Here is a 26343-nt window from a genome sequence, read left to right as displayed (position 1 = left end):
GAGCTATAGATATCGCGTATTTGTGTTTTTTATTGCTAAATGTAATTTGAATTCAAAATGTATAACATATATTTACGGTGAACTCGTTAAATTTGCATCAGAGTTCTGATTTGCCTCGGACTCGGGTGAGGTGACTGTTTCAGCCTCACTTTCTTGCTCTGGTCTAGGCGTAGGCACATTCATCTGTGGCGGCTCGTACAGTGGTGTGTCCTGACTAAGCAGCTCGAGCTCTTGCTCTGTCAAGGCAGCCTCATTTTCTGCGTCAATACGCTGTTCAGCCGCTTTGCTTAGCACTGTAATACTGATACGACGGTTCACGGCAGCTGCGGGATCTTCTTTAACTAAACTGACGGTAGATGACAAGCCAATGATCTGTTTTACCTTGTCCTCACTAAGCCCCCCAGCCACTAACTCTTTACGCGCAGCATTGGCTCGATCAGCAGAAAGCTCCCAGTTACTGTATTCTCTTTCACCCGTGGCATACTGCACCGAGTCCGTATGACCCGCAATGCGGATTCGATTGGGCATTTCATTTAGCAAGAAGCTAATTGAACGCAATATAGTACGCATATAAGGCAACACACTGGCGCTGCCCATAGCAAACATAGGCTGGTTTTGCTTGTCAACAATCTGGATCTGCAAACCATCTTCCGTCATATTCAACAAGAGCTGAGGGTGAAATTGCTTTAGCTCGGGGTCGGACTGAATAAGCGCTTCAAGCTCGAATTTAAGGTCTTCTAGGCGCTCCATATCGCGTGGGCGCTCGCCGTCTTGCCCCCCCGAAGGATGCGATTGAGGCACAATACTTGGATCGCCGCCAGGAATCACACTATGCGAAAACTCGGACCGCGCCCCACCTGTAATAGCCTCCATCAAGGGCATACGAAAATAATCCGCAATTTCCTTGAGTTCTTCTCGAGGCACAAGCGATAGAATCCACATCACCAAAAAAAACGCCATCATCGCGGTCATAAAATCCGCGTAGGCGATTTTCCAGCTTCCAGCATGACGCCGCTCTGAACGCCTTCCTTTACGGCGAACAACAATAATACTGTCTTTACTCATGAGCTATCGCTTTACTTGTTTGCACTAGCACGTGACTGACGAACATGCTCTTCAAGCTCAATAAACGAAGGCCTATCACTTGAGAACAATACCTTGCGTCCAAACTCAACCGCTACAGGTGGTGGGTAGCCATTCAAATTGGCTAATAACGTGACTTTAATGCACTCCAATACCTTGACTGCTGCGGCATTACGGCTGTCCATTACATTAGCAAGTGGAGACACAAAACCGTAGGCTAAAAGAATACCTAGAAACGTCCCCACCATGGCTTTAGAAATTAAATCAGCAAGCACCGCAGGTGGTTGATCCACAGAAGCCAACGCTTTAATCACCCCTAAAACGGCCGCCACAATACCAAAAGCAGGCAACCCATCGGCCACTACGTGTAAGGCATTAGATGGAATGGAGCGCTCATCGTGAAAGCTATCAATTTCCTGGTCCATGAGGGCCTCGATTTCAAAGGCGCTCATATTGCCACTGATCATAATGCGCAAATAGTCACAAATGAACTCGATCAGCAAGTTATCACGCAAAATAGCAGGATAGGCAGTAAAAATAGCACTTTGTTTTGGGTCCTCGATGTCAGCCTCAATCGCCATCATGCCGTCACGGCGCGCTTTAGTAAGCAACGCAAACAACAAGCTCATCAGCTCCATATACAAGGCTTTGTTGTAGGGGGAGCTTTTCATAGCCCCCTTTATGGCTTTAAAAAGCATAGAGATGGAGCGCCCATTGCTGGCTGCAAAATAGCCCCCGAAAGCAGCCCCGCCAATCAGCAACAACTCAAACGGTTGATACAAAGCCCCAAGCGATCCACCTAGTGCTACGTAACTACCGAAGACCGAGAAAAAAACAATTAAATATCCAAGAATTATAAACACGGCTCAGCCTTGATTCTGTACTCTGACACAGCTTTTATAGTCGCTTGATTCATGTCAAGCCAAAACCACCTTTAGGCGGCTTTTTAGTCCTTAACTTGAGGCTTAGCGATTATTTTTGCAGCTTTAGCTGTGGTTGAGTTTTCCTTTATTACTTTTTGAGTTTTTGGTTGGGTCGTTTTTTTGGCACTAACACTTTTCTTAGTGGCTTTAGCCGCACGCACCTTTTTACTGGAGCGCGTTTTTCCTGCTCGGGGCGGCGGTTTGCAAATAGCACAAACAAAACCAGCTTCTGGGTCGTGCGCATGAGCAATAAACTGACCCGTGCATCGCTCACACTCAGTCAGTTGCAACATGCCACTTTCAAAAAAACGAATGAGCATCCAAGCGCGAGTAAAACTAAGCACAGGTTCTTCGCCCCTGCCCTCGACTCGCCCCGCGCAGGCTTGTTCTAGATAGAGCTTATACGCCTCGATAAGAGCATAAACCTTATGCGCAGGCGTTAACTTGTCCATATAGCAATAGACGCTATAGAACAAAGTGGAATGAATATTGGGGAGCCAAGTGGTGAACCAATCAACGGAAAAAGGCAACATGCCTTTGGGTGGCGAACAACCACGCACCTCGCGGTACAAACGTGCAAGACGGTCATAACTGAGGGCGGTCTCGGCCTGTAACACTTGTAGACGCGCACCCAAACGAATCATTTGGGTCGCGAGTTCGATATCCTTGGCTTCTTGAGAAACACTGCGTGTAGCCATACTATCCATCTAGAGCGGGCGTATCCGCCAGCTCGGCAGCAACAACAGCGCGTTGAGATAATAAAATAGTGGAATGGGCCTGTTGCAAAACACCCCCCAGCACATCTTGGGTTAAGGTTGAAAGCAACTCATAATCATTGAGCCTAAATGCACACAACAGCGTATTGGATGAGGCCAAACGTATAACCTGAGCAGGAGACAGGTTTAAGACGGTCTCTGCCACATCCTGATCAAAGCCCAAGCGGTACATGCCAGCCGAAAAATTTTCGCGTAACAGGCGCTGAGCTAGAAGCAGGTAAGATAAATTGACCTCTTGAATATCACCCAATAACGTATTGTCTGAAACGGGCATACGCCCCTCCTTGATGTTTTCGAAACGAAATTCGACCAACTCTCTGAGGTGGACCCTCGACAACTGTAAATAGGGAGTTAGCGAACAAAAGCCAGTGAAAGTTTATCTGGCATATGTAGCAGCAAAATGACACATGTTAAATTATTTAATAAATGTTAACAGATATATGTGCCAACATAAATATAACAAAATTGTGTCATCTATATGCAGATAACTACAGGATTATACATTCAGTAACGGTAGACCCGTTACGCAACGCACGGCTTTAGTTATTAAAACAGTAAATTCGCTAAAAAATACTGATATATATCAATTTATCAGGCTTAGGCTAAAGAGTAGTGTCGACAAAGCTCATAAAATTCCTCTAGGCGCGGAGTTGTAACACCTTCGTCTTGTAGTATGTTTGCAACGCTTTGTGCTGCCCCTGCGGCGGCTTGAGCATCTAAGAACAACCAACGGGACCGTCTAGCCAGCATGTCTTCTACAGTGCGTGCGTATTCGTAACGCACGGCAAAACGCACCATGGCTTGGGTTAAGCTTGGCAAAATTTCACTGTCTGCCCCCTCTAGACTTTGGACCCACGTGGTCTCAGTCCCATAAGCCGCCTCGTCAGCTTGTGCATGCAAATTGCGCCAATGGTTTCCGTTTGGAGCACCAACTAAACGTAAAGTTTTTGTAACAGAGGGTTTGGTTTTAAGATCAATCAGCCCTTGTTCGGCACAATGTTGCAACACATCGTCAGCCATTGCTCTATACGTGGTCCACTTACCGCCTGTTACGGTAACCAGTCCAGAGTTGCTGCTTAAAATTGTGTGCTCACGGCTGAGCTTTTTGGTGTTGCCCTCGGTGTTTGTGGCTTTAACCAGGGGGCGCAGCCCTACCCATACGCTTTTCACATCAGCTCGGGTTGGTTTTTTTGCTAAATAGTTAGCTGCCTCGGTCAAAATGAAGTTAATTTCACTTTCAAATGGGGTGGGTTCTAAGGCTAAATCATGACGTGGTGTATCCGTTGTGCCTAAGATAACTTTACCTAACCACGGCACCGCAAATAAAACGCGCCCATCTGCCGTTTTCGGTATAAGCAACGCGTGTTCACTTGGTAAAAAGTCGCGATCCACTACCAAATGCACCCCTTGGCTAGGACTAACTAGAGGTTGAGAGGGCTTGCCTGCGTGCGCGTCGTCCTGAGCACGAAAATGATCGACCCAAACACCCGTGGCATTAATGACGCATTGAGCTTGAATTTGAAAGCTCTGCTTTGTTTCCGCATCGTGACAAACTACACCTGTGACGCGATCATTGGTATAAAGCAGCTCTGATACGGGGCAGTAATTAACTAATAGCGCTGAATGCTGTGCTGCCGTGCGTGCCAAAGCCAATGCTAAGCGCGCATCATCAAACTGGCCATCCCAGTACATCACCCCACCTTTTAAGCCCTGTGTACGTACCCCTGGCAATGCAGACTCAACATGGCGCTTCGTTAAAAACCGTGTAGAACCTAACCCGTCTTTACCTGCCAGTGCATCGTAAGCCTTTAAACCTACCCCATAAAAAGGGGTTTCCCAGCATTTATAAGACGGCATCACAAAACCTAGAGGTGCAGCCAAATGGGGCGCATTGCGCAATAAGGCGGTACGTTCGTGTAACGCTTCGCGCACCAGTGAAATATTCCCCTGAGCAAGGTAGCGTACCCCACCGTGCACCAGTTTAGTCGCTCGTGATGAGGTGCCCTTGGCAAAATCTTCGGCCTCGAGCAGCACCACAGACAAACCACGTGATGCAGCATCTAGAGCCACACCTAACCCTGTAGCTCCGCCTCCGATCACCACTATATCAACTTGTTGAGTTCGCTCTAGAGCAGCTAAAAGTTGCGGCCTGTCAGTTAGGAGGGGAGAAATTCTTGATGTCATTGAGAAAAACCAATAAAAAAACAAACGTAGCCTATAGTTTAATTCAAGCTACAGGTAAACTTAGGCATTCAAAAATAAATTTATGTGTTATGAACTACATACTTGCACTAGACCAAGGCACTTCAAGCTCTCGTGCCATTATTTTCGACCAATCAGGTCAAGCAATTAGCTCTGCACAGCAGGAGTTTAGCCAAATTTACCCCAAGTCGGGCTGGGTAGAGCATGATCCTCTAGAGATTTGGCGTAGTCAATTGCAGACTGCGCAACAAGCGCTAAAAAAAGCCAATCTTAGTGCTTCACAGATCAAAGCCATCGGCATTACCAATCAGCGTGAAACCACCGTACTCTGGGATCGGCGTACTGGTCAGCCAGTACACAATGCAATTGTGTGGCAAGACCGACGCTCTGAGCCGCTTTGTGCTCAGTTACGTGAGCAAGGCCATGAGGCTAGCATTTTAAAAAAAACAGGTTTACGCCTTGATGCGTATTTTTCAGCCACCAAAATTGCCTGGCTACTACAACAGCCTGCGCTACGCCAGTTAGCTGAAGACGGGCATCTAGCCTTTGGTACCATCGACAGCTGGTTACTGTGGCAACTATCAAACGGCAAAGTTCACTGCACCGATACCAGTAATGCATCACGCACTTTGCTCTATAACATTCACACCCAGCAATGGGATGATGAGCTTTTAGCACTTTTTGATATACCTGCCAATCTTCTTCCTCAGGTTCAACCTTCAAGTAGCTTATTTGCCCATGCTGATGCTGAACACTTTGGGCATGCTATTCCTATATACGGTGTCGCAGGCGACCAACAAAGTGCTCTATTTGGTCAAGCTTGTTTTAAGGCGGGCATGGCAAAAAACACGTATGGCACAGGGTGTTTTTTACTTATGCACACTGGGTCTACCATTGAGCAATCCCAAAACGGTCTGATCAGTACCTGTGCTGCGCAAATCGATAATACGCCAGCTTATGCCCTAGAGGGCAGCGTGTTTGTGGGGGGCGCTGTGGTGCAATGGTTACGCGATGGCTTAGATGCTTTTACCCATAGCGCTGAAATTGAAAAATTGGCACTTAGCGTACCAGATGCAGGTGGGGTGACATTTGTGCCCGCTTTTACAGGCTTAGGCGCGCCCTATTGGCAAGCCAACGCACGCGGTACTATTACAGGACTAAGCCGAGGCACCACCATGGCTCATATCGCTCGGGCCGCACTGGAAAGCATAGCCTTTCAAAGCAGTGCCCTACTCGAAGCAATGATCAAGGACGCCGCTCAAACCGGTGCACCCGCACTGTCAGAGCTGCGTGTTGATGGGGGTGCCAGTCAAAATAACTTGTTGATGCAATTTCAAGCCGATCTACTTGGCTTACCTGTAGTCCGGCCCACATTGATTGAAACAACAGCCTTGGGCGCGGCCTATTTGGCGGGATTAGGTTGCGGCATCTATGCGGATTCAACTGAAATTGAAGCCCTGTGGCGCGTTGATCGTATTTTTGAGCCCCAACTATCGCGTGACATAGCGGACGAGCGCTTAGCTCAGTGGCAAAAGGCCATCCGCCAAACCTGTACGGAGTAAAACGAAGTATGCAGAACATAGCTCTAGCAGTAGGTGTATTTATTGTGCTGCTGATCAGTTTAAGCTTTGGTGAGCGCATTAGCACCGAGTTGATTCACTGGTTGTCTTACCTAACTGGTCTAGCATTCAATAACTTACAAGACGTCATTCACAGCATCCAACAGTATTTAAATCTGAATTGGGGCAAAGTGGCCCTAGCGTTAATATTGACTTTACCTATTAGCTACTGGCTCAGTCGCAAACATCAGTCTGGAGACCGTTCTGCATCGCGACGTCTCTCTAAACGCAAAACAGCTATTTTTCTGGCTTTCTTTTTAGGCTGGGCAGGTATCCATCGTTTTTATCTAGGGCAGTTGGGTTGGGGACTCATGTATTTAGTGCTGCTTTATTTATTTGCCCCGCTTAGCGTCATTTTAAGTTGGATTGATGCGCTTCGTTATGCGTTGATGAGCGATGATGAGTTTATGCTGCGCCTATGAGCCCCACTACTTTTGAAATTCATACCCAGTTAGAAACACCACAAGCAAATACCAGCGATATGCTGCTGCTAGACCGTGTCTTAGAACACGGTCCTCAGGCATTGATTTGGCAAGGCTCTCAAGGCTTAGTCGTTCCACGTACTTATGAGCGCAACCCAAACTTTAGTGCTAGCCAACAAGCACTTGCTGACGCTGGTTGGCCTATAGAAGTACGTCAGTCTGGCGGCGGCGTGGTTCCCCAAGGCCCTGGTGTTTGGAATCTAAGTCTAAGCTGGCGTCAATACGGTAAGCCCTTCGACTTGGCTCAGTCTGCTTATCCGTTTATTTGCCGTATTTTGCAGCAAGCGCTTGAGCAATGCGGAATAGAAAGTTCGCCACAAGCCGTAGAGGGATCGTTTTGCGATGGTCGATTCAATCTAGCAGTAGGCCGCGGGCCCTATCAAAAAATAGTGGGTACCGCCCAAATCTGGCGTCTAGCACCTCCGCCACCCCACTATGCCAACCACCCTCGCCAGCCGGGTAACCCTACAGCTTGGCATGTAGGCTTGGTTCATGCCGTAATTCTTATGGATATTAATGAAAAAGCCCTGACCTTAAAAACCAATCTAGTGGAACAGCTTTTGCACCAACCCAGACGCTATGCAGCTGATAAAATTTGTAGCTTAGCGCGTCTGGGCTTAGAGGCTACAGACTTTTTGCAGGCGCTGCAGCAGGTGCTGAGCCAGCAGCCCCCGCCTCACGATCAAGGATGGCCATTACCGTAGGTATGCCATCACAAATACGCTCTACGCCTAAACGTTTAGTTAAGCCCATACGGGTAATGGTCTTGTAGACCGCCGGATTCACCTCGGATAAAAACACTTTAATATGTTTAGTGTGCGCTTTATGCACAAAACGGTCTAATGCCCCCAGTGCGGTACCATCGACAAAAGGCACCTGATTTAAACGCAATATCACAGCACGTACAGACGGGTTTAATTCGTTTAATGCAGCATCAAGGGGGTCGAGTGCAGCAAAGAAAAACGGCCCATTCACACTAAGCACGACCACATCATCCGCAAACTGCAGATTATCTAGTGCAAACTCGCGCTTTAGTTGTTGGCTAGTTTGACGTCGAACCTCTACGCTGTCTGCCATACGTTTTAAAAAGTGCAACATGGCTAACACCACGCCTATATTTACTGCTACGACTAAATCTGCAAACACCGTTAAAGCAAAGGTGATTAGCAAAATCACCACATCAGCCCGTGGGGCTGTTTTTAACTGCCGGATCACTGTCTGTGGCTGGCTCATGTTCCATGCCACCACGAATAATATGGCTGCTAGGGTAGCCAACGGAATGTTAACCGCCAACGGCGCTAACAAAACCAACACCAACACCAACACAAGCACATGCACCACGCCGGCAATAGGGCTGTTGCCACCATTGCGAATATTGGTAGCCGTACGAGCAATGGCACCCGTGGCGGCAATGCCCCCGAACAATGGGGTTAATAAATTAGCCAAGCCCTGACCAATTAGCTCTTGGTTCGAGTTATGCCGTGTATTGGCCATATTGTCTGCCACCACGGCTGACAATAACGACTCGATAGCACCTAACATAGCAATAGCAAACGCCGGCCCAATCAGCTCGATCATGCGCGATAGGCTTAGGTGCGGCAGCTGCAAAGAAGGTAAGCCCCGTGGAATCTCACCAAAGGCTGTGCCAATCGTAGCCACGCTAGGAAATTGAAAAATGCTTTGCACAACCGTTAACACAATCAGAGCAATTAACGGCCCTGGCACTTTTTTCAATAACGGGATGCGAGCGGTATATAACACCAAAAATAAAGACAGCACCCCTACAGCTGTTGTGGCACCATCTAACTGAGGAAAAGCACTAAGTAACTGCCATAGCTTTTCATGAAAATTAATGCCAGTAGGGGCTGGCAAACCAAAAAATGACTGCCACTGCCCCACCCAAATAATTACCCCTATACCAGCGGTAAAACCAATAATGACCGGCACGGGTATGTATTTAATAATTACCCCTAAACGAGTAATACCCATCAGCAACAAGATGGCACCCGCCATGAGCGTGGCAATTTGCAAACCCTCTATACCGTGTTGCGCCACAATAGCGGAAAGGATCACAATGAAGGCACCAGTAGGCCCCGCAATTTGCACGCGACTGCCACCAAATAAGGACACCGCCAGCCCCGCAATAATAGCGGTATAAATACCTTGTTCTGGTTTCACCCCAGAGGCAATAGCAAATGCCATAGCCAATGGCAATGCTACGACCCCGACAATAATGCCCGCAATACAGTTTCTGATCCAATGATTGCGAGCCAGCAACCCAGCTCGCTTTGCTTCAAGCAATGCGATCACAGTTAGCTATCCTTTATGTGCTATTAATAAACTATGTCTATTTATTTAAGCGCTAACTCGCAACTTTAGCAACCTCAAACTATTTACAATCACTAACAAGCTGGCACCTACATCAGCAAACACCGCCATCCACATAGTGACATTTCCAGTCAAGGCCATAATCAAAAACACCGCTTTAATACCCAAGGCCACGCTAATGTTTTGCACTAAGACCTGATGCAAACGCTGAGATAAGCGCATGGTATGAGGAATTTGGCGTAAATCATCATTCATAATGGCTACGTCTGCGGTTTCAATAGCCATATCCGTGCCTAGGGCCCCCATCGCAAACCCAATAGAAGCCTGAGCTAAGGCCGGCGCATCGTTGATGCCATCGCCTACCATTCCTGTTACCCCACGCTGTGTTTGCGCTGTAACAATACGCAGCTTGTCTTCAGGCAGTAGATCGCCTTGGGCATGCGTTAATCCTACCTGTTGCGCCACATGCTGCACCGCAGCATTGTTATCACCCGATAACATTTCCACCTGCACCCCAAGCGCTTGTAACTGCTGTAAAGCCTCGGGTACGTCTGGTTTGATTTGATCTAAAACCGCAAACGCAGCCCAGACCTGCTGACTTGAACCTAAAAAGACTAGACTAGCACCGCGCTGCTGCTGTAGGCGTACCCAATCGTGTAAATCTGCTGGCAATTCAGCCGCAGTAGGCATCCAGCTTAACTTTCCTAGCTGCCAGACAGTAGCGTCCCAAACCGCCTGTACCCCTGCCCCGGGAATGGCTTCAAACTGAGCTAAAGGCAAGGCTTGCTGTACCTGCCCCGTTAACCCTTGAGCCACGGCCACCGATGCAGGATGATCGGAGCGCTGTGCTAAAGAGTACGCAAGCTCAAGCGCTTGGTCAGCCCGAGGTGCGACCCAATGGTCTTGTAACTGCGGTTGACCCAGTGTAATGGTGCCCGTTTTATCTAAGGCCAAATAACGCAAATGACGTGCTTGCTCTAGGTACACCCCCCCTTTGATGAGTAAACCCATGCGCGCTGCGCGCGTTAAAGCGCTAACCACAGCTACGGGTGTTGAAATAACTAATGCACACGGACATGCAATCACTAACAACACCAACGCTTTATAAACCCAATCTAGCCACGCCCCACCAAACAGCCAGGGCCCCAATAAAGCTAAGGCCAACGCTACCAGTGTCACAATAGGGGTATAAACCCGCGAAAACTGATCCACAAACCGCTGCACAGGGGCTTTGCCTTGTTGAGCATTTTGTACAGCTAAGGCAATACGCACCAATAACGTATCATCGTAAGCACCTTGTGTAGCAAATTGCAGCTCACCAAAACCATTAATAGAGCCAGCAAATACGGTATCACCCGCCTGTTTATCCACGGGTGCGCTCTCGCCTGTAATAGGAGCCTGATTCACTACGGAACGCCCAGACTGCACCACACCATCCAAACCAATACGCGCCCCAGGCATTACGCGCACCACGGCCCCCAGCGGCACCTGTTGTGCTAACTGCATACGCCACTGACCGTCTGGGCCCATAACCTCAACTTGCTCGGGAGCCAAATTTAAGAGCCCGTCCACGGCATGACGCACCCGATCTAAAGAGCGTGCTTCAATCAACTCGGCCAAGGCAAACAAGGACATCACCATCGCCGCCTCTGCCCAGCTTCCGATTAACACTGCCCCTGTGACCGCGATACTCATTAGCGCATTAATATTTAAGTTGCGATTTTTTAAGGCGACCCACCCTTTTTTGTACACGCCGAGCCCACTAAGGAATAAGGCTACAAACGCCACGGGCAATACCCAAACCGCAGATACATCTAGCCATGTCATAACCTCTGCAGCCAACGCTAGCCCCACCGCCATAACAATCTTAGGCAACGGTGAGCTTTGCTCCGAAGGCGTAGGCTCTTGGACTTCATCATTTAAACGCTGCGGGGCCATACCCAAACTGGTTAAATCTCGCTCTATCTCTGCCCCTAAGCCTTGGCTATGCACGACCTCTAAACGGCGCTGCATCAAATTGAATTGCAATTGCGCCACACCCTCTTTGGGTTCTAATTTGCTGCGGATTAACTGCTCTTCCACAGGGCAATCCATTTGCGAAATATAAAACCGCGTTAACTCTTGACCGGACTGCGGTATGAGCTGGGCAGCCTTAGAAACAGCATGGTTGTTTTGATTATGCTCGTGATCATGGGTATGCGTTGCGCAACATGAAGAGCTGCTAGTTATTTCGTTAGCAGCGTCTTGATCACCTTGATATCGTTCCACTTTCATCACCCACCTTCATAAAAAAACCTGTATGCTTAGTAGTAAACACCTTAGAGTAACTACAAGGTCAAGCAAAGGAGTCCCTCATGAAGATTGGTGAATTAGCAAAACAAACAAACTGTAGCGCAGAAACCATTCGGTATTACGAAAAAATTGATTTACTCCCTCAGCCCCAACGCTTAGATAATAATTACCGTCAGTATGGGCCTGTGCATGTAGAGCGATTACGCTTTATCCGTAATTGCCGTAGTCTTGACATGACCCACGAGGAAATTAGACATTTGCTGCAGTTTATTACTCAACCCGAATCAGGCTGCGAGCCTGTCACGGCCGTAATTTCTGATCATCTACAGCATGTGGATGTGCGTATTCAAGAGCTTACCCAACTACGTCAACAACTCTTGCAGCTCAAGGCTGCTTGCGCCCACGAAAACCCAGCGCAAGCCTGCGGCATTTTGGATCAAATCAGTAATATGAACCCCTTGCCCGAAAATGAAACTCACCTAGGCTAAAACAAACAGCACAAAAAAAACACCCCGGAGGGTGTTTAAGGTACTACACACAGATCGTTCACCTGCGTTAACAGTCGCATCTGCGGCGGGGCAAGAGCCCAAAGCTTGTGCAGTGCACTGAATGAATTCATAGCAGAGCTTAAACCAAAATGGATAAGATCTGGCACCACGTTAGACTTTAGCAAAAAGCCATGAAATAACAACTCCGTAATTACCCAATCTGACCATTTACTGAGCTATATCAAACACAGAGCATAATTTTGAGCTCTTTCACACCATTTGACATCCTCCTCGCCCTAAACGACGAAGCTTTCCGCGCGTTTTAGTAAATGAGCAGTATGGGCTGCGCTACCCTACAGCTGGGTCGGGGGCGAGGTGTTTGGAGCACAAAAAATATCGTACAGAGTTTGCATAACACGCAATACATCTGCATTACCTAAACGGTAATACACGTATTTACCCGCTTTACGTGTTTGAACCAACCCCTCGGTGCGTAGCACGGTTAACTGTTGTGATAAGGTGGGTTGTTCGATGCCGGTTAAGTTACGTAGCTCGGAAACATTTTGCTCGCCTTGTACCAACATACACAACAACATAAGCCGGTCGGGATTGGCCATGCACCCTAACAAGCTAGCCGCCTCATCGGCCACAGCATTTAATTGAAGTAGAGCATTTGCTTTATCTGTCATCATTGTCTTTTTTACATGGCTTTAATATACTAAATTATATACTATAAAACCTTAGAACTACAGCAGGAGTCACTATGTCCCAACCTCATGCTCAGGCTTTTTTTGATCCCCAGACCTCTACCTATTCATACGTAGTCTATCAGCCTGGGCAATCTGCCTGTGCCATTATTGACCCTGTCTTAGACTATGACCCGTCTGCTGCGCAAACCAGTACAGACTCAGCACAACAACTGGTGGATTATATTCAAGCCCACGGCCTAGAAGTGCAATGGATACTGGAAACCCATGCTCACGCCGATCATTTATCTGCAGCCGCTTGGTTGAAAGAGGTTGTGGGCGGGCAAATTGCTATTGGGGCGTCAATTAAACACGTTCAGCACTGCTTTAAAGACATTTACCATCTTGGCCCCCAACAACCCACAGACGGTACCCCCTTTGATGTGCTGTGGAACGACGGCGACATTTTTCATATTGGCCCTCTCGAAGTCCAAGTCTTACATGTGCCTGGACATACCCCCGCCGATATGGCGTATCACATCAAAGGTCTAGGTATTTTTGTGGGCGACACCTTGTTTTTACCCGATGTAGGCACAGCCCGCTGCGACTTCCCCGGCGGCTGCGCCACCAAACTGTATCAGTCCATGCAGCGACTACTGAGCTTTCCTGATGACACCGTTTTATTCATGTGCCACGATTACCCACCCAACGACCGAGAACCTCAGTATGCGTGTACTGTGGCTGATCAAAAAGCCCACAACATCCACCTAAAAAATAACACTACCCAAGAGCAGTTTGTACAACTACGTCAAGCGCGTGACGCCACACTGGGGCTACCTCGCTTAATGCTTCCTGCACTGCAAATCAATATTCAAGCCGGCCATCTGCCTCAAGCTGAAGCCAACCAGGTAGCGTACTTAAAAATCCCTTTGAATTACTTCAATTAAGCCCAAAGCCCACCCAACGCTGGGCTTTATTAAATGAAAATACTTGCATGCTTTGCTTACCAGTCTGGCTATATAACTACACAGCTAGACTGGATAACACCACTAACGCCCAATCATCTACACCAAAGCCATAAAAAAACGGAGCCAATCCACCAAAACACGAATCGTATCAGCTCTTTTAACTAATGCCCTAAACGAAATGATTTATTTTCGGCACTGTTATTTTTTTCGGCTCAACACCACAGCACCTGTTAAAACTAAGACCGTACCCCCTACTTGTAACAAGGTAATCGGCTCATCTAAAAACCAATACGCTAAAAACAAAATAGAGACCGGCCCAATCAACCCTAACTGCGCCGCCATCGGTGCCCCAATACGCTCTACCGCCCACATAATCATAAAAGTAGGAAATACCGTATTTAAGGTGGCGTGAATCAATGATAAGCCGTACACCTCTTTAGGCTGATCCAACCCCGCCCACCCTTGTACGATAAAGAAGTGAATTAAAGTGTAAACCGCCGATGTTGCCATGGCATAGGCCACCAATCGCGTAGACCCTATTTGCTTTAATAACTCGCCCGAACCAATCAAATAAAACGAATACGTCAAAGCAGACCCCAACACCAAGCCCGCCCCCAACAGCACATGATCACCCTCTAGACTCAAGTCTTGAATAAAAACCAAGCTTACCCCCAAGTAAGACAGCGCCAACGCCACCCACTGTTTTGGCAAAATCAATTTCTTTAAAAAAAACGCAGAGAACAATAAAACAAAAGTCGGAGCCAAAAATAAAATCAAACGCTCTAAACCCGCTGTAATGTATTGCAGACCCAAAAAGTCCAATAGACTAGCTAAGTAATAGCCAATAAACCCCAGCACCACCACTTGCCAGCGCTGCTTGGCCGATAAGGCAGGTAGCTTGCCCTGATACGCTTTATATGCCTGCCACAGCGCTATCACTAAAAACACCGGCAAGGACAACAGCATCCTAAACCCAATCACCGTTAGCGCATCTACCCCATGCATATAAGTCAATTTCGCCACAATGGCTTTAGCCGAAAACAAAATCGAGCCTAAACCCGCTAAAAGAAAGCCTATCCAGAACGTACGACGCGCTGAGTTCATAACCACCTCGTCAAATCAAAAAAATATTCTACGATAATGTTGCACTTTTCAAAAATCCTTGTTATAGTTTTATTTCTTTGGCGGACACAGCAATAAAAAGCAGTCCAAAAAAGAAACAAAAAGTCTCATTTAATTAATTTTTTAAAATAATTTGACTTAATTTTAAAAAACATGTTATAGTAGATTTTTTAGCAATTCCCCGATAGCTCAGTCGGTAGAGCGACGGACTGTTAATCCGCAGGTCACAGGTTCGAGCCCTGTTCGGGGAGCCAAAATTCCAAAGCCCAGCTATGTATTTAGCTGGGCTTTTTGTTTTTACTATGCCTCACAACATGGCCTGATATTTAGCCACAACGCAATCAGGCACATAAATTAATGTCCCATCCTACACCTATTACGCCCTCAAACTAATTTTGTGATCTGGGCAACACGCCTACTTGCTCCCATTTGTTAAACTTTCCCCATAAAAAAGCACCCTGTTAAGGGTGGACATGTAGGCACTTTTTACGTTTCACCGCCAAGGACTCTCTGCGTTGTCATGGCAGCAACTCAACGAAGTTTTGCTGCCATTAACACATCCCTGTTTTTGGATTGGTTTGTTTCTCACAGCACTCAGCCATTAAGTATCCTACTAGATCCACTAATGCTGAGGTATTAGCACGATAACGCTGAAACCGCCCTTCTTGCTCTACATAAACAAGACCAGCGTGCGTCAGAGTCTTTAAATGAAAAGACAAGTTAGTTGGAGGAATAGCTAACTGCGAGCTAATTTCCCCGGCTACCAAGCCGTCCTCACCAAACTGTACTAATAGTTTCACAATATCCAACCTTAACTCGGAAGCTAAGGCATCAAATTTACTGACTGCCTCTTTTTTATCCATGTCTTATCCATTCAGTTTCAGGGAAAAATGCTGCAAAAATGAATAGAAGCTAAATACTACGCTGATTCACTCGCTTGGACAGCTCCTCGGCGCTTTCCTTTCGTTCACTATACCGGTCAACCAAATAGTCAGCGCATACACGAGTCAATAACGTAAATTTCATGAGCTCTTCCATTACATCAACAATACGATCATAGTACGAAGACGGCTTCATTCGGCCATCTTCTTCAAACTCCAAATACGCCTTAGCCACAGAGGATTGATTAGGAATCGTAATCATCCGCATCCAACGCCCTAAAACCCGCATTTGGTTGACGGCATTAAAAGACTGCGAGCCACCTGATACCTGCATCACCGCTAAAGTTTTACCTTGAGTAGGACGCACAGCGCCCATGGATAAAGGAATCCAATCAATCTGTGCTTTTAAAATGCTCGTCATCGCCCCGTGGCGCTCTGGAGATGTCCAAACCATCCCCTCTGCCCAAAGCACTAAATCCCGTAACTCTTTAACCTTTGGATGATCCTCTGTCGCCCCATCGGGCTGCGGTAAACCCCGAGGATCAAAAATTCGAGTCTCAGCACCTAGTTGATTTAATATTCTGGCTGCTTCTTCTGTTACAAAGCGGCTGTATGAGCGCTCTCGAATAGAGCCATAGAGCAATACAATACGAGGTGGGTGTAATGTGGTTTGTTTGGGAAATAATCGATTTAAATCAGGGGTTTCTAATAACGACTCATCAAGGCTGGGTAAATCTAAACGCAACACTTTCATATCCTCTTTCATAAACGCCTAAGCAATCCTTTGTTCTAAGACAATGCACCTAAACGTATAGCCAATGCCATTAAAGTGATCAACAAAACAGGTGTTGTTAAAATCAATCCCACTCTAAAGTAATACCCCCAACTAATTGCGGTGCCTTTTTTCGCTAAAACATGTAACCATAATAAGGTAGCTAGACTACCAATAGGCGTACATTTCGGCCCTAAGTCACTACCAATCACATTGGCATACATCATGGCCTCCCTAATAGAGCCACTCGCAGTCGAAGCATCTATAGAGAGCGCAGTTGTTAGCACAGTAGGCATATTATTCATAATAGAAGACAACACCGCGGAAAGTATCCCTGTTCCTAACGCTGCCCCCCATATTCCCCCTTTAGCAAACTCATTTAGCAGCAATGCAATATGGTTTGTTAAGCCTGCATTACGTAAGCCATACACAACCAAATACATACCTAATGAAAAAACAACAATTTGCCATGGTGCACCTCGCAAAACTTTGTTTAGGCTAATTACTTTTCCACGTGCTGCGACCGCCAGTAACAACGCCGCTGCCATCGCCGCCACGGCACTAACAGGCACACCTAAAGGCTCTAGCCCAAAAAAACCGATCAGCAATAGCACCAGCACGGCCCAACCGGCTTTAAAAGTTAGCGGATCTTTAATCGCATTAATCGGCTGTGGTAGCTGAGCCAAGCTATAGTTGGTAGGAATGTCTGGCTTGAAAAACACAACCAACACAAACAAGCTTGCTAAAACAGACACCAAATTAACTGGCACCATGACTACCGCATAGTCCTTAAAGCCAATAGAAAAGAAATCCGCAGAGACAATATTGACCAAGTTAGACACCACAAGTGGCAAACTGGCGGTATCCGCAATAAAGCCAGCGGCCATGACAAAAGCCAACGTTGCTGCCGCAGAAAAGCCCATTGCCATCAACATCGCCATCACAATAGGGGTCAAAATTAAAGCGGCTCCATCATTAGCAAATAAAGCAGAGACGGCTGCACCCAGCAAAATAATTAACGCAAACAGATTAATGCCACTCCCCTTCCCCCAGCGCGCCACATGAAGTGCCGCCCATTCAAAAAAGCCGGCCTCATCCAAGAGCAGACTAATAATAATGACAGCAATAAACGTTGCGGTTGCGTTCCAGACAATCCCCCAAACCACGGGAATATCCGTCCATTGCACCACCCCAAAAGCAAGAGCAACCGCAGCCCCTATTAACGCACTCCAGCCAATACCCAAGCCACGGGGCTGCCAGATCACTAAGGTCAAGGTCAAAACAAAAATCAAAATAGCAACTAGCACGATAAAATCCTAAAACGAACTCTTTCAGTTAAGAAATACAGTTAACTGACAAAAAAGAGCCAGCTATAAACCAGACAGATCTCTTGCACTTTGCTGTAAATAAGTGCGCTCTAACTTTTACTTAGGAAGGCTGATGAGCAGCTCCAACCGATATCGGATCATAAGCATCGCTTGGTTAAACGCTGCTAGTTTTTCATCCTCTGAACCGCCTACGTTAGAGGGATCTGAGTCCCCCAATGCGCGGTCTTTTACTGCATAACCCCTTAGTAGATATCCCCCCATGCTGCAACACATGTAAAGCAAACGGGTTCGTTTTTTGATTTTCGCTAGGACTACTGCCCGCCGAGTAGGCTTTAAAACGCCCCCGCCCTAAGTCATTAAGCAAATCTTCCGCCAAAACACTACGCGCAGAATTATGGGTACACAAAAACAAAACATTCAAAGGGAACACCTGAGGCGCATTCATAAGCTCTCCGTTAGTCAGTGCTTGAAGACAACATCATTTCAACTATACTTGGATAGTTGAATAATATCAAAAATAAGAGCATTGTTAAGTTACACTTAAAACTATTATGCTAGGACCTAACGCTTAGCCTAGCAAAAATAGTAAGATCTCCAGCCACGCCACAGAATTTTGCACTACGTTTAAAGCCCCTAGCTCTGACTTGGCCCTGAACTGAGCTACTTAAAAAACTCTTATTAAAGCCCGTAAAATTACTAATTCGGTTAAGCAAAATAACTATTTTTAGTAATTTATTTTCTGCTGTTTAACTTAGTCAGAAAATAAATCAAATACAAGCTGTCTAAACCATTTATTCGCAGTGTCTCTATGATATTTACTATGCCAAAATAGATTAATAGCAATCTCCGGCAAATCGATAGGCAAGGGTAAGCTTATTAGATCAAAAGGACCTAAACAACTATTAGCAAAACGCTCTGGAACAGTCGCAATCAAATCTGTACTTTGTAAAATATGAGCAACAGCTATAAAGTGAGGAATCTCCAGACGAATGTCTCGGTCTAGACCCGCATGCTGCATAATCGCATCTATCTCTCCGTGACCGGTACTAGGCGAAGTAATTTTTATATGGCCATAGCTACAAAAGCTTTCTCGCGTCATTGGCTGCTTACTGAGCGGATGATCTTTACGACATAAGCAGACATAACGATGATGAAAAAGACGCCTCTGATAAAACCCTGCCTGGAGTTCTGGGTGTAGCCCAATAGCCAAATCAACCTTCCCCTCAGCTAGATTTGTCGCAAGGTCCGTATGACTTCGTAGCGTTTTCACTGATATTCCTGGATATCGTTTAAGCAGAATATCAACGAGTCGAGGAAGAAAATAAATATCCCCAATATCGGTCATCGTTACAAAAAAGCATTTTTTGCTTTTTAGAGGATCAAACGAGTCTTGTTGGTTAATGGCAGTATTTAATAAATCAATTGTTTGCGCTATGGGACCAATTAGCAGAGTCGCATACGGTGTTGGCTGCATCCCTTGACTAGTGCGTACAAATAGATCATCGCTAAATGTTTTTCGCAAACGTTTTAATGCATTACTAACCGCTGGCTGACTTAAACCAAGGTTTTCAGCTGCGCCCGAAACACTTTTATCAACTGCTATTTGATGAAAAATTATAAGTAAATTAAGATCAAGATCACGCAAACGCATAAAAGCAACTCACAATGAAACGATTACAAGGCAGACTATTCACAAGAGCAATAGTTACTATCATTTTCTAGCTATTCTATAACGCACTGTAAATAACTATGCTTAAAAGCATGACATATTAGATAAAGGGTCCCTTATGAATAGCTCTCCTTCAACGATAGAAATTGGCATCATCGGCGGTGGTATTACTGGGGTCGCATTAGCGCTTGGGCTTTCCCGCTTTCCCCACCTAAAGGTTAAGTTATTTGAATCAGCCTCTGCACTTGGTGAAGTCGGTGCCGGTGTCTCGTTTGGTGCAAATGCGGTACGCGTAATCCAAGATTTATGCATGAGCTCAGCCTATGAAAAAATAGCAGATCAGACCCCAGCCCCCTGGCAGGATGTATGGTTTGAATGGCGCAAAGGAAGCAATGCTGACTACCTTGCTGTCAGCATTGCACCTGGTGTTGGACAATCCTCAGTGCACCGGGCTGATTTTTTAAATTTATTAGCACAGCAGTTACCAGAAAATATCATTTGTTTTAGTAAGCGAGCATGTAGCGTCAATGAAAATGAGAAAAAAGTAACAGTTAACTTTACAGATGGGACAAACTATCAATGTGATTTACTTCTTGGTGCCGATGGGATTAAGTCAAATCTCCGTAACTACGTACTTCACAACCTCTCTGAGCCACTAACAATGCCCAGATTCAGTGGCACCTGTGCTTATCGAGGACTTGTAGATAGTGAACAGCTATACAACTCTTACCGTGCAGCAGGAATAGATGAGCACTTAATCAAAGTCCCACAAATGTACTTAGGACTTGATGCCCATGTTCTCACATTCCCTGTAAAACAAGGGCGTCTAATCAATGTAGTAGCCTTTGTTTCCAACCGAAACAACCCAAATCCTATTTGGCCTAAAGATACACCTTGGACTCACACTGTGTCACAAGAGCAAATGCTAAAAGACTTTTTAGGCTGGGGGGATGCTGTGACAGAACTGCTCAAATGCATTCCCAAACCCACCTATTGGGCATTACACGATCTAGAAGAATTGAGTCGCTATAATTATGGGCGCGTGGGCTTAGTGGGTGATGCTGCCCATGCCATGCTGCCTCATCAAGGTGCCGGTGCAGGCCAAGGACTAGAAGACGCTTGGTTGCTAACTCGTCTTCTTGGTGATCCCCAAATACTTAATACGGACCTTAAAAAAATACTTAATGTATATGATGCTGTTCGCAGACCTCGAGCCTCTCGTGTCCAACGCACATCATGGGAAGCAGGTGAGCTCTATGAACTTAGAGACCCTCTAATCGGTAAACAAGAAGATTTACTCTCAAAAACACTCACAGATCGATTCGATTGGTTATGGAATCATAATATGGACACCGATCTCTCTGAAGCAAAAAAGCAACTAAACTGGAAATAATAAAAAATTAAAGCACGCATAGTTAACCAAATAAATTTAAGAAAAAACCACCTTCCCTCATCTTTCCCTATGAATAATATCTTAAACTTATTCAAAAAATGGTTAGCTATGCTTCAAAAACAAATAAAAAATAAAATTTAATATTTTTATTAGCAGACCTTCAAACTTCTCATCTATCTATTTCCAACCCCATCAATTTTGGCCCAAATTTTTAGTAAGAAAGGTTAATTTTATTAACCTTTTTACTCTATGCTACTTTTTTTGTGTTCTTAGCTCACAAAAAACTCAGCATTTGCTACAACTTATACAGTTGACAATGAACTTGCACCATAACAGAAAAATCATTATTAGAAATGACAATTATTAATATATTTCTAAAGCTTCTAAAATAATTTTTAAAATACGTAACTATCCAAACACCGTCTATTTTATTATTTCTCAAAAAACTAAAGATAACACCTAGACTTCTTTTATATTAAAACAATACCGTTAAGGTATAATCGGTTCATAAAAACACAACTGGAGCCAAAACCAAGCCACTATGAACCTAAGACAAATTCGCTATTTTGTAATAGTTGCTCAAGAAAAGAACTTCACTCGAGCTGCTGAAATACTTCACATTTCTCAGCCTCCCCTTAGTCGACAAATTCAACTTTTAGAAGAAGCGCTTGATGTTAGACTTTTTATGCGAAGCAGTCGCCCTTTAAGATTAACAGAAGCTGGCAAAGTGTTTTATGAGCAAGCCGTTCAAATACTCAGTCGTATCGAACAAATGAAGCGCTCTACACAACAAGTAGGAAAAAATGAACGGCATAGTTTATCTTTAGGGTTTGTGCCGTCTATGCTTTACGGAGGCCTACCTACGCTAGTTAAAAGGTTGCGTATATTACGCCCACATCTCAGCATTAATTTAGTTGAATTATTGTCTTCCCAACAACCAGAAGCTTTACGAACAGGTCTTATTGATGTGGGCTTTGGAAGATTACGGCTCAATTTTCCTGACATCTCTCGATTAGTATTAAGAGAAGAGCGTTTAATGGTAGCCACGTCTGAAGAGCACCCCTTAGCTGGTCCTGAAGATTCACCTATCGCTTTGACCCAACTAGAAAGAGAAAATGTAATTCTTTTCCCCAAAGAACATCGTCCAAATTTTGGGGACAGCGTACTTTCTATGCTACGGGATCACAATTTTCAACCTAAAAAAATACAGGAAGTAAGCCAATTACAAACCGCGTTAGGTTTAGTATCTGCGAATATGGGGATATGTATTGCTCCAAGCTCTATAAACGGTTTGCGTTCAGACCTCTGCTATAGACTTTTAGGTGATGAAAGTCTAACCACCCCTATTATTCTAAATTACCGAACCAATGATAATACAGAAATAATAGAGCTCATGCTTGATCTGCTAATAGAAACTTATAAAGAGAAACACCCTTGGCTTGAGCACTCCCTACACTGTTTAACTGAAGAGAAAAAAATACAATACTTTCTTTAAAAATTAAAATTATTACGACAGATAGACTGGGGTTTTCAGCGCCTCTCTGAATCAGTTCGATTGCCACTAAATAACAGATCCCCCTGAGGCTTTCTGCAGCAAATTGAGTCCCAACCAGATTTTATCCTCTACTCCACCTATTGTACGCACTAAGAATAGCTCTCCATCAATAACACTTAATTCGTGTAATTTTCTCTGACGCGTTAAACTAAATAATAATGATACCCGAACGCAATAATCGTCAATTGGTGGTCATCCCGGCCTAACATATACATCTGAGCGTTGAAAAACGCCCAAGGCTAATTATTACACTACCCTTGGGCTACTCTCATAGATAAAACTACTTCCTAATAACGTAAGTTGGTCACATATAAATCAAAATGGATAATGTATTGGACTATCCATAACGCTTAGCCATTGCAGCTCAGTAAACATCTCTAGATTGGCAGGCCCACCAAAACGTCCGCTATTTCCTGAGTCTCCTACTCCGCCGAACGGCACATGAAACTCATTATTAACAGTCTGATCATTAATGTGAATCATTCCTGCTTTAATACGTCGTGCAAGATGCATAGCTCGACTCACAGAGGCTGATTGAATTGCTGCAGCCAAGCCATACGGTGATTGAGCAATTAATTCGACCAACTCATCTTCTGATGAATATGTAATCACAGGCGCTACCGGTGCAAAAAGCTCTTCAGAAAAAGCAGGCATTTCCACCGTCACATCGCTTAGTACCGTAGGATGGTAAAACAACCCTTCGCCTCGCCCACCCGTTATGCGTTTTGCACCTCGCTCTATACTTGATTGGACAATAGCCTCGATACGCTCTAGCTGCTTGATGTTAACTAAAGGACCAATCGCTGCCGTTTTATCTTTAAAAGGATCGGCGACTTTCAGCTGTCGAGCACGCTCACTCAGCTTTTCCACGTAGGCTTCTGCTACGCTTTCATGGACAAAATGACGACCTGCTTGCATACATATTTGCCCTTGGTGCAAATAGGATCCCCAGGCACCATTTGAGGCTGCTGCATCTAAATCCGCATCCTCTAATACGACAAAAGCATTATTCCCACCTAGCTCTAACGCCACCTTTTTCAACATTTCCCCGCAAATTTTGCCAATGGATTTTCCTACTGACGTTGAACCTGTAAATGAAATCATCGCGCTTTTAGGATGGCGAACTAACGCATCCCCTGTGTCGGCACCACCAGGCACAACATGCAACACCCCTTCAGGCAAACCTGCCTCCTCAAAAAGACGTGCGATAAGTAGTCCCCCTGTTATCCCACTATGAATATCCGGTTTCAATATCACCGTATTCCCCAAAGCTAAAGCTGGAGCTACAGATCGCATACTCAGCAGCAAAGGAAAGTTCCACGGCGCAATTACACCTACCACCCCCAGTGGAACACGACGGCACATGTTACGACGCTGTGGCATACTCGAAGGAAATGTCATTCCATCCGGTTGCATCGGCAAAGCAGCTGCCATATTTAACTGCTCATACGTAGCATTTAACTCCCACTGGGCTTTTAAATACGTAGAGCCACATTCTCTGACATTCCACTCAATAAAATCATCTGCATGAGTCTGCAAAAGCTCTGCCGCACGTCGGATAACTCTAGCCCGTTGATCAAAAGCTAAGTCAGCCCAAGCAGCCTGGGTTTCTGCTGCTATTGAAACAGCTTTATCTATCTCTTCGCGTGAACCCATGCCGAGCTTAAACAGCAGATCTCCAGAGGCTGGCTCTATGGTGTCATGAATGAGCGCTTGTCCTTCACTCCAAGTACCTAAAAAGATTTTTTCTTCATACTCTTTGGGGTTAAAAAATAAACTCATATCTACCCTCTCCTCTAATGTGTTAAACGATTTTTCTTAAAATTAGATAAAGCCACCATAAATAATGTCAGCACAGCAATTGCTATAAAAAACAAGCTAATAGGACGTGTCAACAAAGGAAGGAAGCTATCTCCATATACAACAAGTCCTGATCTCAAGCTCGATTCAGCGAGAGGGGTCAAAATAAATGCAATAATGAATGGACCGATAGGAACTTTTGCTTTATTTAGCAAATACCCTAAAACTGAGAACCCCATCATGACAACCACATCAAACATGTTTGATGAAACAGAATAAGCCCCAATAAAGCAGAAAATAACAATAGGTGGCAACAAATAAGATTTATTAACATACATCAGCTTGGCTAGCAGAGGGGTTGAGAACCACATAACCAAAAGCACAAGCAAATTGGCAGCTAAAGCACCAGCTATAATTACATGCGCAATTTCAGGTGTTTGCACAAATAATAAAGGACCAGGGTTTAAATCATGAATCACCATTGCCCCTAGCAACATAGCAGTAATTACAGAACCAGGGATACCCAAAGTGATAAGTGGTACCAATGCACCGACCGCTGCCGCATTATTTGCCGACTCTGCAGCCACAATTCCTTCACTTGCCCCATTACCAAACTGATCTGAGTTTTTAGATGTTGCTTTTGCTACACCATACGAAGCAATGGAAGCTGTTGTCCCTCCTATTCCGGGCAAAATACCTATCCATGTACCAATAATTGAAGAGCGCGTTAAATTCCAACCATTGTCTTTAAAGTCTTTGACCTTAAAAGCAATTTTGGCAGAGGTAGATAGTGTTTCAGTTTTTGTATTGGCTTTACCGCCCACCTCTATAAACACCTGACTCAAGACTAAAAGCCCAAGCATCACTGGCAACAACGTAAAACCGTTATCTAGTGAGGTCAAACCAAAAGTCAATCGCAAAGAGCCTGAAACAGGATCAATTCCTGGTAATGAAAACAAGGCACCTAACGCTGCTGCAATTAAACCATTTGTAAACCCATCTTTAGAAATAGCTGCGATTAATACTAAGGCAACTAACGTCATAGAAAAGATTTCATAAGGCCCAAACTGTACGGCAAATCGAGACAACGCCGGAGACAACGTAGCCAATACCACCCAAGCTAACATACCGCCCAAAAATGAAGCCCCCACCCCTAGACCTAAAGCTCGGGCTGGCTCTCCACGTTGTGCCATAGGATAACCATCTAAGGTAGTCATAATTGCGGCCTCTGTACCCGGCATTCGCATGAGCGTTGCGCTTACTAAGCCTCCTGTGGTTGAGCCAATGTAAATTGCAATAAGTAAAATTAAAGCATCATAAGCATTCATAAAATACGTAGCTGGAAGAGCAAGAGCAATCACCATCGCTCCTGACAGCCCCGGTATTGCACCAACAAAAATACCTATTACGCTGCCTAAGAGGACCCAAAGGAGCCCTCCGAAAGAAAACACTTCTGTATATGAGGCGAACATTATTTATTCCTTTATTTATCTTACAAACCAAAGTAAAAAACCTTAGTAAAAAGGTAACTTACCCCTAAAGAAAACAATAAAGAAAAAACAATAATCTTTATTACGCCTAAAAAATCATCTGGTTTTTTTAAAAAACAAGTAGATATAAATATAAAAAATAAAGTGGCAATCCAAAACTTTATATTTAAATAAGAAACAAAAAAAATAAAAGCAGCTACCAATAAAAACAAAAACAAAGATCTAGAGGCATTGCTAGATTCTTCTGCTTTATATTCCACAGCAGCGTTAGATAATTTAATTGTTTGAAAAACCTTAACTAAGGCTAAAAAAAACAAACCAGCCGCTATAACCTTTGGAATAGCTGCTGAGCCTAATAGTTCAAATTTAGTCTTAGCAATGCTATGAACACCATAATAAATTAAAATGGAAAGCACCAAGGAAACCAGACTAACAAAGAACTCATAACGATATCTTATGTACTTAGCCATAATCCGCTATCTCCTA

Annotated in this window: 23 protein-coding genes, 1 tRNA gene and 1 pseudogene; 8 read left to right on the top strand and 17 right to left on the bottom strand. The window is 45.0% G+C overall.

The features are described 5' to 3' along the window. Nucleotides 1-72 precede the first annotated feature (72 nt). The 5 genes from motB to ACBP46_RS04305 form a co-directional block, all read right to left on the bottom strand. Nucleotides 73-1065 (bottom strand): flagellar motor protein MotB, encoded by a 993-nt coding sequence (gene motB / locus ACBP46_RS04325; protein ID WP_371015515.1) that lies wholly within the window; start codon nt 1063-1065, stop codon nt 73-75. A gap of 11 nt (nt 1066-1076) precedes the next feature. After that, nucleotides 1077-1946: a flagellar motor stator protein MotA gene (gene motA / locus ACBP46_RS04320; protein ID WP_371015514.1), complete on the bottom strand. Its 870-nt coding sequence runs from the start codon at nt 1944-1946 to the stop codon at nt 1077-1079. A gap of 83 nt (nt 1947-2029) precedes the next feature. Beyond that, nucleotides 2030-2704, bottom strand: a complete 675-nt coding sequence (gene flhC / locus ACBP46_RS04315; protein ID WP_371015513.1) for a flagellar transcriptional regulator FlhC — start codon at nt 2702-2704, stop codon at nt 2030-2032. Nucleotide 2705: 1 nt separating this feature from the next. Beyond that, entirely contained in the window at nt 2706-3056 is a 351-nt protein-coding gene (flhD, locus tag ACBP46_RS04310; protein ID WP_371015512.1) for a flagellar transcriptional regulator FlhD, read from the bottom strand. Between the two features lie 323 nt (nt 3057-3379). Then, complete coding sequence (locus ACBP46_RS04305; RefSeq protein ID WP_371015511.1) at nt 3380-4966, bottom strand: glycerol-3-phosphate dehydrogenase/oxidase; 1587 nt, start codon at nt 4964-4966, stop codon at nt 3380-3382. A gap of 89 nt (nt 4967-5055) precedes the next feature. Here ACBP46_RS04305 and glpK point away from each other — a divergent pair, with 89 nt between their 5' ends. From glpK to ACBP46_RS04290, 3 genes are read left to right on the top strand one after another with little or no spacing between them, the layout of a single operon-like run. Further along, a complete protein-coding gene (gene glpK / locus ACBP46_RS04300; protein WP_371015510.1) occupies nt 5056-6546 on the top strand; it encodes a glycerol kinase GlpK in 1491 nt (496 codons plus the stop codon). Between the two features lie 8 nt (nt 6547-6554). After that, nucleotides 6555-7025: a TM2 domain-containing protein gene (locus ACBP46_RS04295; protein ID WP_371015509.1), complete on the top strand. Its 471-nt coding sequence runs from the start codon at nt 6555-6557 to the stop codon at nt 7023-7025. Continuing rightward, complete coding sequence (locus ACBP46_RS04290; protein WP_371015508.1) at nt 7022-7789, top strand: lipoyl protein ligase domain-containing protein; 768 nt, start codon at nt 7022-7024, stop codon at nt 7787-7789. The genes ACBP46_RS04295 and ACBP46_RS04290 overlap by 4 nt, the downstream gene beginning before the upstream one ends. Here ACBP46_RS04290 and ACBP46_RS04285 read toward each other — a convergent pair. After that, a complete protein-coding gene (locus ACBP46_RS04285; RefSeq protein ID WP_371015507.1) occupies nt 7710-9395 on the bottom strand; it encodes a SulP family inorganic anion transporter in 1686 nt (561 codons plus the stop codon). The two genes, ACBP46_RS04290 and ACBP46_RS04285, sit on opposite strands and share 80 nt — an antisense overlap. 45 nt (nt 9396-9440) lie before the next feature. Then, nucleotides 9441-11687 carry a heavy metal translocating P-type ATPase gene (locus ACBP46_RS04280; RefSeq protein WP_371015506.1) on the bottom strand — a complete coding sequence of 749 codons (2247 nt, stop codon included), beginning with the start codon at nt 11685-11687 and terminating at the stop codon, nt 9441-9443. A gap of 80 nt (nt 11688-11767) precedes the next feature. Here ACBP46_RS04280 and cadR point away from each other — a divergent pair, with 80 nt between their 5' ends. Next, nucleotides 11768-12193: a Cd(II)/Pb(II)-responsive transcriptional regulator gene (gene cadR, locus ACBP46_RS04275; RefSeq protein ID WP_371015505.1), complete on the top strand. Its 426-nt coding sequence runs from the start codon at nt 11768-11770 to the stop codon at nt 12191-12193. Nucleotides 12194-12546: 353 nt separating this feature from the next. Here the strand turns inward: cadR and ACBP46_RS04270 are convergent, their stop codons facing one another. Beyond that, the gene (locus ACBP46_RS04270) at nt 12547-12885 is read right to left on the bottom strand and encodes a metalloregulator ArsR/SmtB family transcription factor (protein ID WP_371015504.1); all 339 of its coding nucleotides are present in this window, start codon (nt 12883-12885) and stop codon (nt 12547-12549) included. A gap of 71 nt (nt 12886-12956) precedes the next feature. On the opposite strand from ACBP46_RS04270, the gene ACBP46_RS04265 reads away from it, so the two are divergent. Beyond that, complete coding sequence (locus ACBP46_RS04265) at nt 12957-13826, top strand: MBL fold metallo-hydrolase (RefSeq protein WP_371015503.1); 870 nt, start codon at nt 12957-12959, stop codon at nt 13824-13826. Between the two features lie 219 nt (nt 13827-14045). On the opposite strand, the gene ACBP46_RS04260 is transcribed toward ACBP46_RS04265, so the two are convergent. Beyond that, nucleotides 14046-14951, bottom strand: coding sequence for a DMT family transporter (locus tag ACBP46_RS04260; protein ID WP_371015502.1), 906 nt, complete (start codon nt 14949-14951; stop codon nt 14046-14048). A gap of 196 nt (nt 14952-15147) precedes the next feature. Here ACBP46_RS04260 and ACBP46_RS04255 point away from each other — a divergent pair. Beyond that, nucleotides 15148-15223, top strand: a tRNA-Asn gene (locus ACBP46_RS04255). 297 nt (nt 15224-15520) lie between these two features. On the opposite strand, the gene ACBP46_RS04250 is transcribed toward ACBP46_RS04255, so the two are convergent. The 5 genes and pseudogenes from ACBP46_RS04250 to ACBP46_RS04230 all read right to left on the bottom strand — a co-directional run bounded on the left by ACBP46_RS04250 (nt 15521) and on the right by ACBP46_RS04230 (nt 19601). Beyond that, nucleotides 15521-15832 carry an ArsR/SmtB family transcription factor gene (locus ACBP46_RS04250; RefSeq protein WP_371015501.1) on the bottom strand — a complete coding sequence of 104 codons (312 nt, stop codon included), beginning with the start codon at nt 15830-15832 and terminating at the stop codon, nt 15521-15523. Between the two features lie 49 nt (nt 15833-15881). After that, the gene (arsH, locus tag ACBP46_RS04245; RefSeq protein WP_371015500.1) at nt 15882-16616 is read right to left on the bottom strand and encodes an arsenical resistance protein ArsH; all 735 of its coding nucleotides are present in this window, start codon (nt 16614-16616) and stop codon (nt 15882-15884) included. A gap of 23 nt (nt 16617-16639) precedes the next feature. Next, nucleotides 16640-17929 (bottom strand): arsenic transporter, encoded by a 1290-nt coding sequence (locus tag ACBP46_RS04240; protein ID WP_371015499.1) that lies wholly within the window; start codon nt 17927-17929, stop codon nt 16640-16642. A 117-nt stretch (nt 17930-18046) separates the two neighbouring features. Further along, a pseudogene (locus tag ACBP46_RS04235) lies at nt 18047-18395 on the bottom strand (arsenate reductase/protein-tyrosine-phosphatase family protein). 306 nt (nt 18396-18701) lie between these two features. Beyond that, nucleotides 18702-19601, bottom strand: a complete 900-nt coding sequence (locus ACBP46_RS04230) for a LysR family transcriptional regulator (protein ID WP_371015498.1) — start codon at nt 19599-19601, stop codon at nt 18702-18704. Nucleotides 19602-19737: 136 nt separating this feature from the next. On the opposite strand from ACBP46_RS04230, the gene salA reads away from it, so the two are divergent. Then, nucleotides 19738-21012 (top strand): salicylate 1-monooxygenase, encoded by a 1275-nt coding sequence (salA, locus tag ACBP46_RS04225; RefSeq protein ID WP_371015497.1) that lies wholly within the window; start codon nt 19738-19740, stop codon nt 21010-21012. Between the two features lie 541 nt (nt 21013-21553). Then, on the top strand, nt 21554-22507 hold the full coding sequence (locus ACBP46_RS04220) for a LysR family transcriptional regulator (protein ID WP_371015496.1): 954 nt from the start codon (nt 21554-21556) through the stop codon (nt 22505-22507). A 375-nt stretch (nt 22508-22882) separates the two neighbouring features. Here ACBP46_RS04220 and ACBP46_RS04215 read toward each other — a convergent pair whose 3' ends face one another. The 3 genes from ACBP46_RS04215 to ACBP46_RS04205 are packed head-to-tail and all read right to left on the bottom strand — an operon-like array spanning nt 22883 to nt 26327. Beyond that, entirely contained in the window at nt 22883-24349 is a 1467-nt protein-coding gene (locus tag ACBP46_RS04215; protein WP_371015495.1) for an aldehyde dehydrogenase family protein, read from the bottom strand. A 14-nt stretch (nt 24350-24363) separates the two neighbouring features. Further along, nucleotides 24364-25839 (bottom strand): tripartite tricarboxylate transporter permease, encoded by a 1476-nt coding sequence (locus ACBP46_RS04210; protein ID WP_371015494.1) that lies wholly within the window; start codon nt 25837-25839, stop codon nt 24364-24366. A 20-nt stretch (nt 25840-25859) separates the two neighbouring features. After that, nucleotides 25860-26327, bottom strand: coding sequence for a tripartite tricarboxylate transporter TctB family protein (locus ACBP46_RS04205; protein ID WP_371015493.1), 468 nt, complete (start codon nt 26325-26327; stop codon nt 25860-25862). Between the last annotated feature and the right edge of the window lie 16 nt (nt 26328-26343).

The sequence above is a fragment of the Paenalcaligenes hominis genome (assembly GCF_041359055.1).
Classification (GTDB): domain Bacteria; phylum Pseudomonadota; class Gammaproteobacteria; order Burkholderiales; family Burkholderiaceae_B; genus Paenalcaligenes; species Paenalcaligenes hominis_A.
Note: the sequence above shows the minus strand (reverse complement) of the source record. Positions and strands in the feature narration are given on the sequence as shown.

What these genes read in the sequence shown, in the direction of transcription:
- cadR (WP_371015505.1), top strand. Translation starts at nt 11,768, where the DNA reads ATGAAGATTGGTGAATTAGCAAAACAAACAAACTGTAGCGCAGAAACC.
- ACBP46_RS04295 (WP_371015509.1), top strand. Translation starts at nt 6,555, where the DNA reads ATGCAGAACATAGCTCTAGCAGTAGGTGTATTTATTGTGCTGCTGATC.
- arsH (WP_371015500.1), bottom strand. Translation starts at nt 16,616, where the DNA reads ATGAAAGAGGATATGAAAGTGTTGCGTTTAGATTTACCCAGCCTTGAT.
- ACBP46_RS04230 (WP_371015498.1), bottom strand. Translation starts at nt 19,601, where the DNA reads ATGCGTTTGCGTGATCTTGATCTTAATTTACTTATAATTTTTCATCAA.
- ACBP46_RS04280 (WP_371015506.1), bottom strand. Translation starts at nt 11,687, where the DNA reads ATGAAAGTGGAACGATATCAAGGTGATCAAGACGCTGCTAACGAAATA.
- ACBP46_RS04305 (WP_371015511.1), bottom strand. Translation starts at nt 4,966, where the DNA reads ATGACATCAAGAATTTCTCCCCTCCTAACTGACAGGCCGCAACTTTTA.
- ACBP46_RS04265 (WP_371015503.1), top strand. Translation starts at nt 12,957, where the DNA reads ATGTCCCAACCTCATGCTCAGGCTTTTTTTGATCCCCAGACCTCTACC.
- ACBP46_RS04290 (WP_371015508.1), top strand. Translation starts at nt 7,022, where the DNA reads ATGAGCCCCACTACTTTTGAAATTCATACCCAGTTAGAAACACCACAA.
- ACBP46_RS04205 (WP_371015493.1), bottom strand. Translation starts at nt 26,327, where the DNA reads ATGGCTAAGTACATAAGATATCGTTATGAGTTCTTTGTTAGTCTGGTT.
- ACBP46_RS04270 (WP_371015504.1), bottom strand. Translation starts at nt 12,885, where the DNA reads ATGATGACAGATAAAGCAAATGCTCTACTTCAATTAAATGCTGTGGCC.
- flhC (WP_371015513.1), bottom strand. Translation starts at nt 2,704, where the DNA reads ATGGCTACACGCAGTGTTTCTCAAGAAGCCAAGGATATCGAACTCGCG.
- ACBP46_RS04250 (WP_371015501.1), bottom strand. Translation starts at nt 15,832, where the DNA reads ATGGATAAAAAAGAGGCAGTCAGTAAATTTGATGCCTTAGCTTCCGAG.
- glpK (WP_371015510.1), top strand. Translation starts at nt 5,056, where the DNA reads ATGAACTACATACTTGCACTAGACCAAGGCACTTCAAGCTCTCGTGCC.
- ACBP46_RS04215 (WP_371015495.1), bottom strand. Translation starts at nt 24,349, where the DNA reads ATGAGTTTATTTTTTAACCCCAAAGAGTATGAAGAAAAAATCTTTTTA.
- ACBP46_RS04220 (WP_371015496.1), top strand. Translation starts at nt 21,554, where the DNA reads ATGAACCTAAGACAAATTCGCTATTTTGTAATAGTTGCTCAAGAAAAG.
- motB (WP_371015515.1), bottom strand. Translation starts at nt 1,065, where the DNA reads ATGAGTAAAGACAGTATTATTGTTGTTCGCCGTAAAGGAAGGCGTTCA.
- ACBP46_RS04260 (WP_371015502.1), bottom strand. Translation starts at nt 14,951, where the DNA reads ATGAACTCAGCGCGTCGTACGTTCTGGATAGGCTTTCTTTTAGCGGGT.
- ACBP46_RS04210 (WP_371015494.1), bottom strand. Translation starts at nt 25,839, where the DNA reads ATGTTCGCCTCATATACAGAAGTGTTTTCTTTCGGAGGGCTCCTTTGG.
- flhD (WP_371015512.1), bottom strand. Translation starts at nt 3,056, where the DNA reads ATGCCCGTTTCAGACAATACGTTATTGGGTGATATTCAAGAGGTCAAT.
- salA (WP_371015497.1), top strand. Translation starts at nt 19,738, where the DNA reads ATGAATAGCTCTCCTTCAACGATAGAAATTGGCATCATCGGCGGTGGT.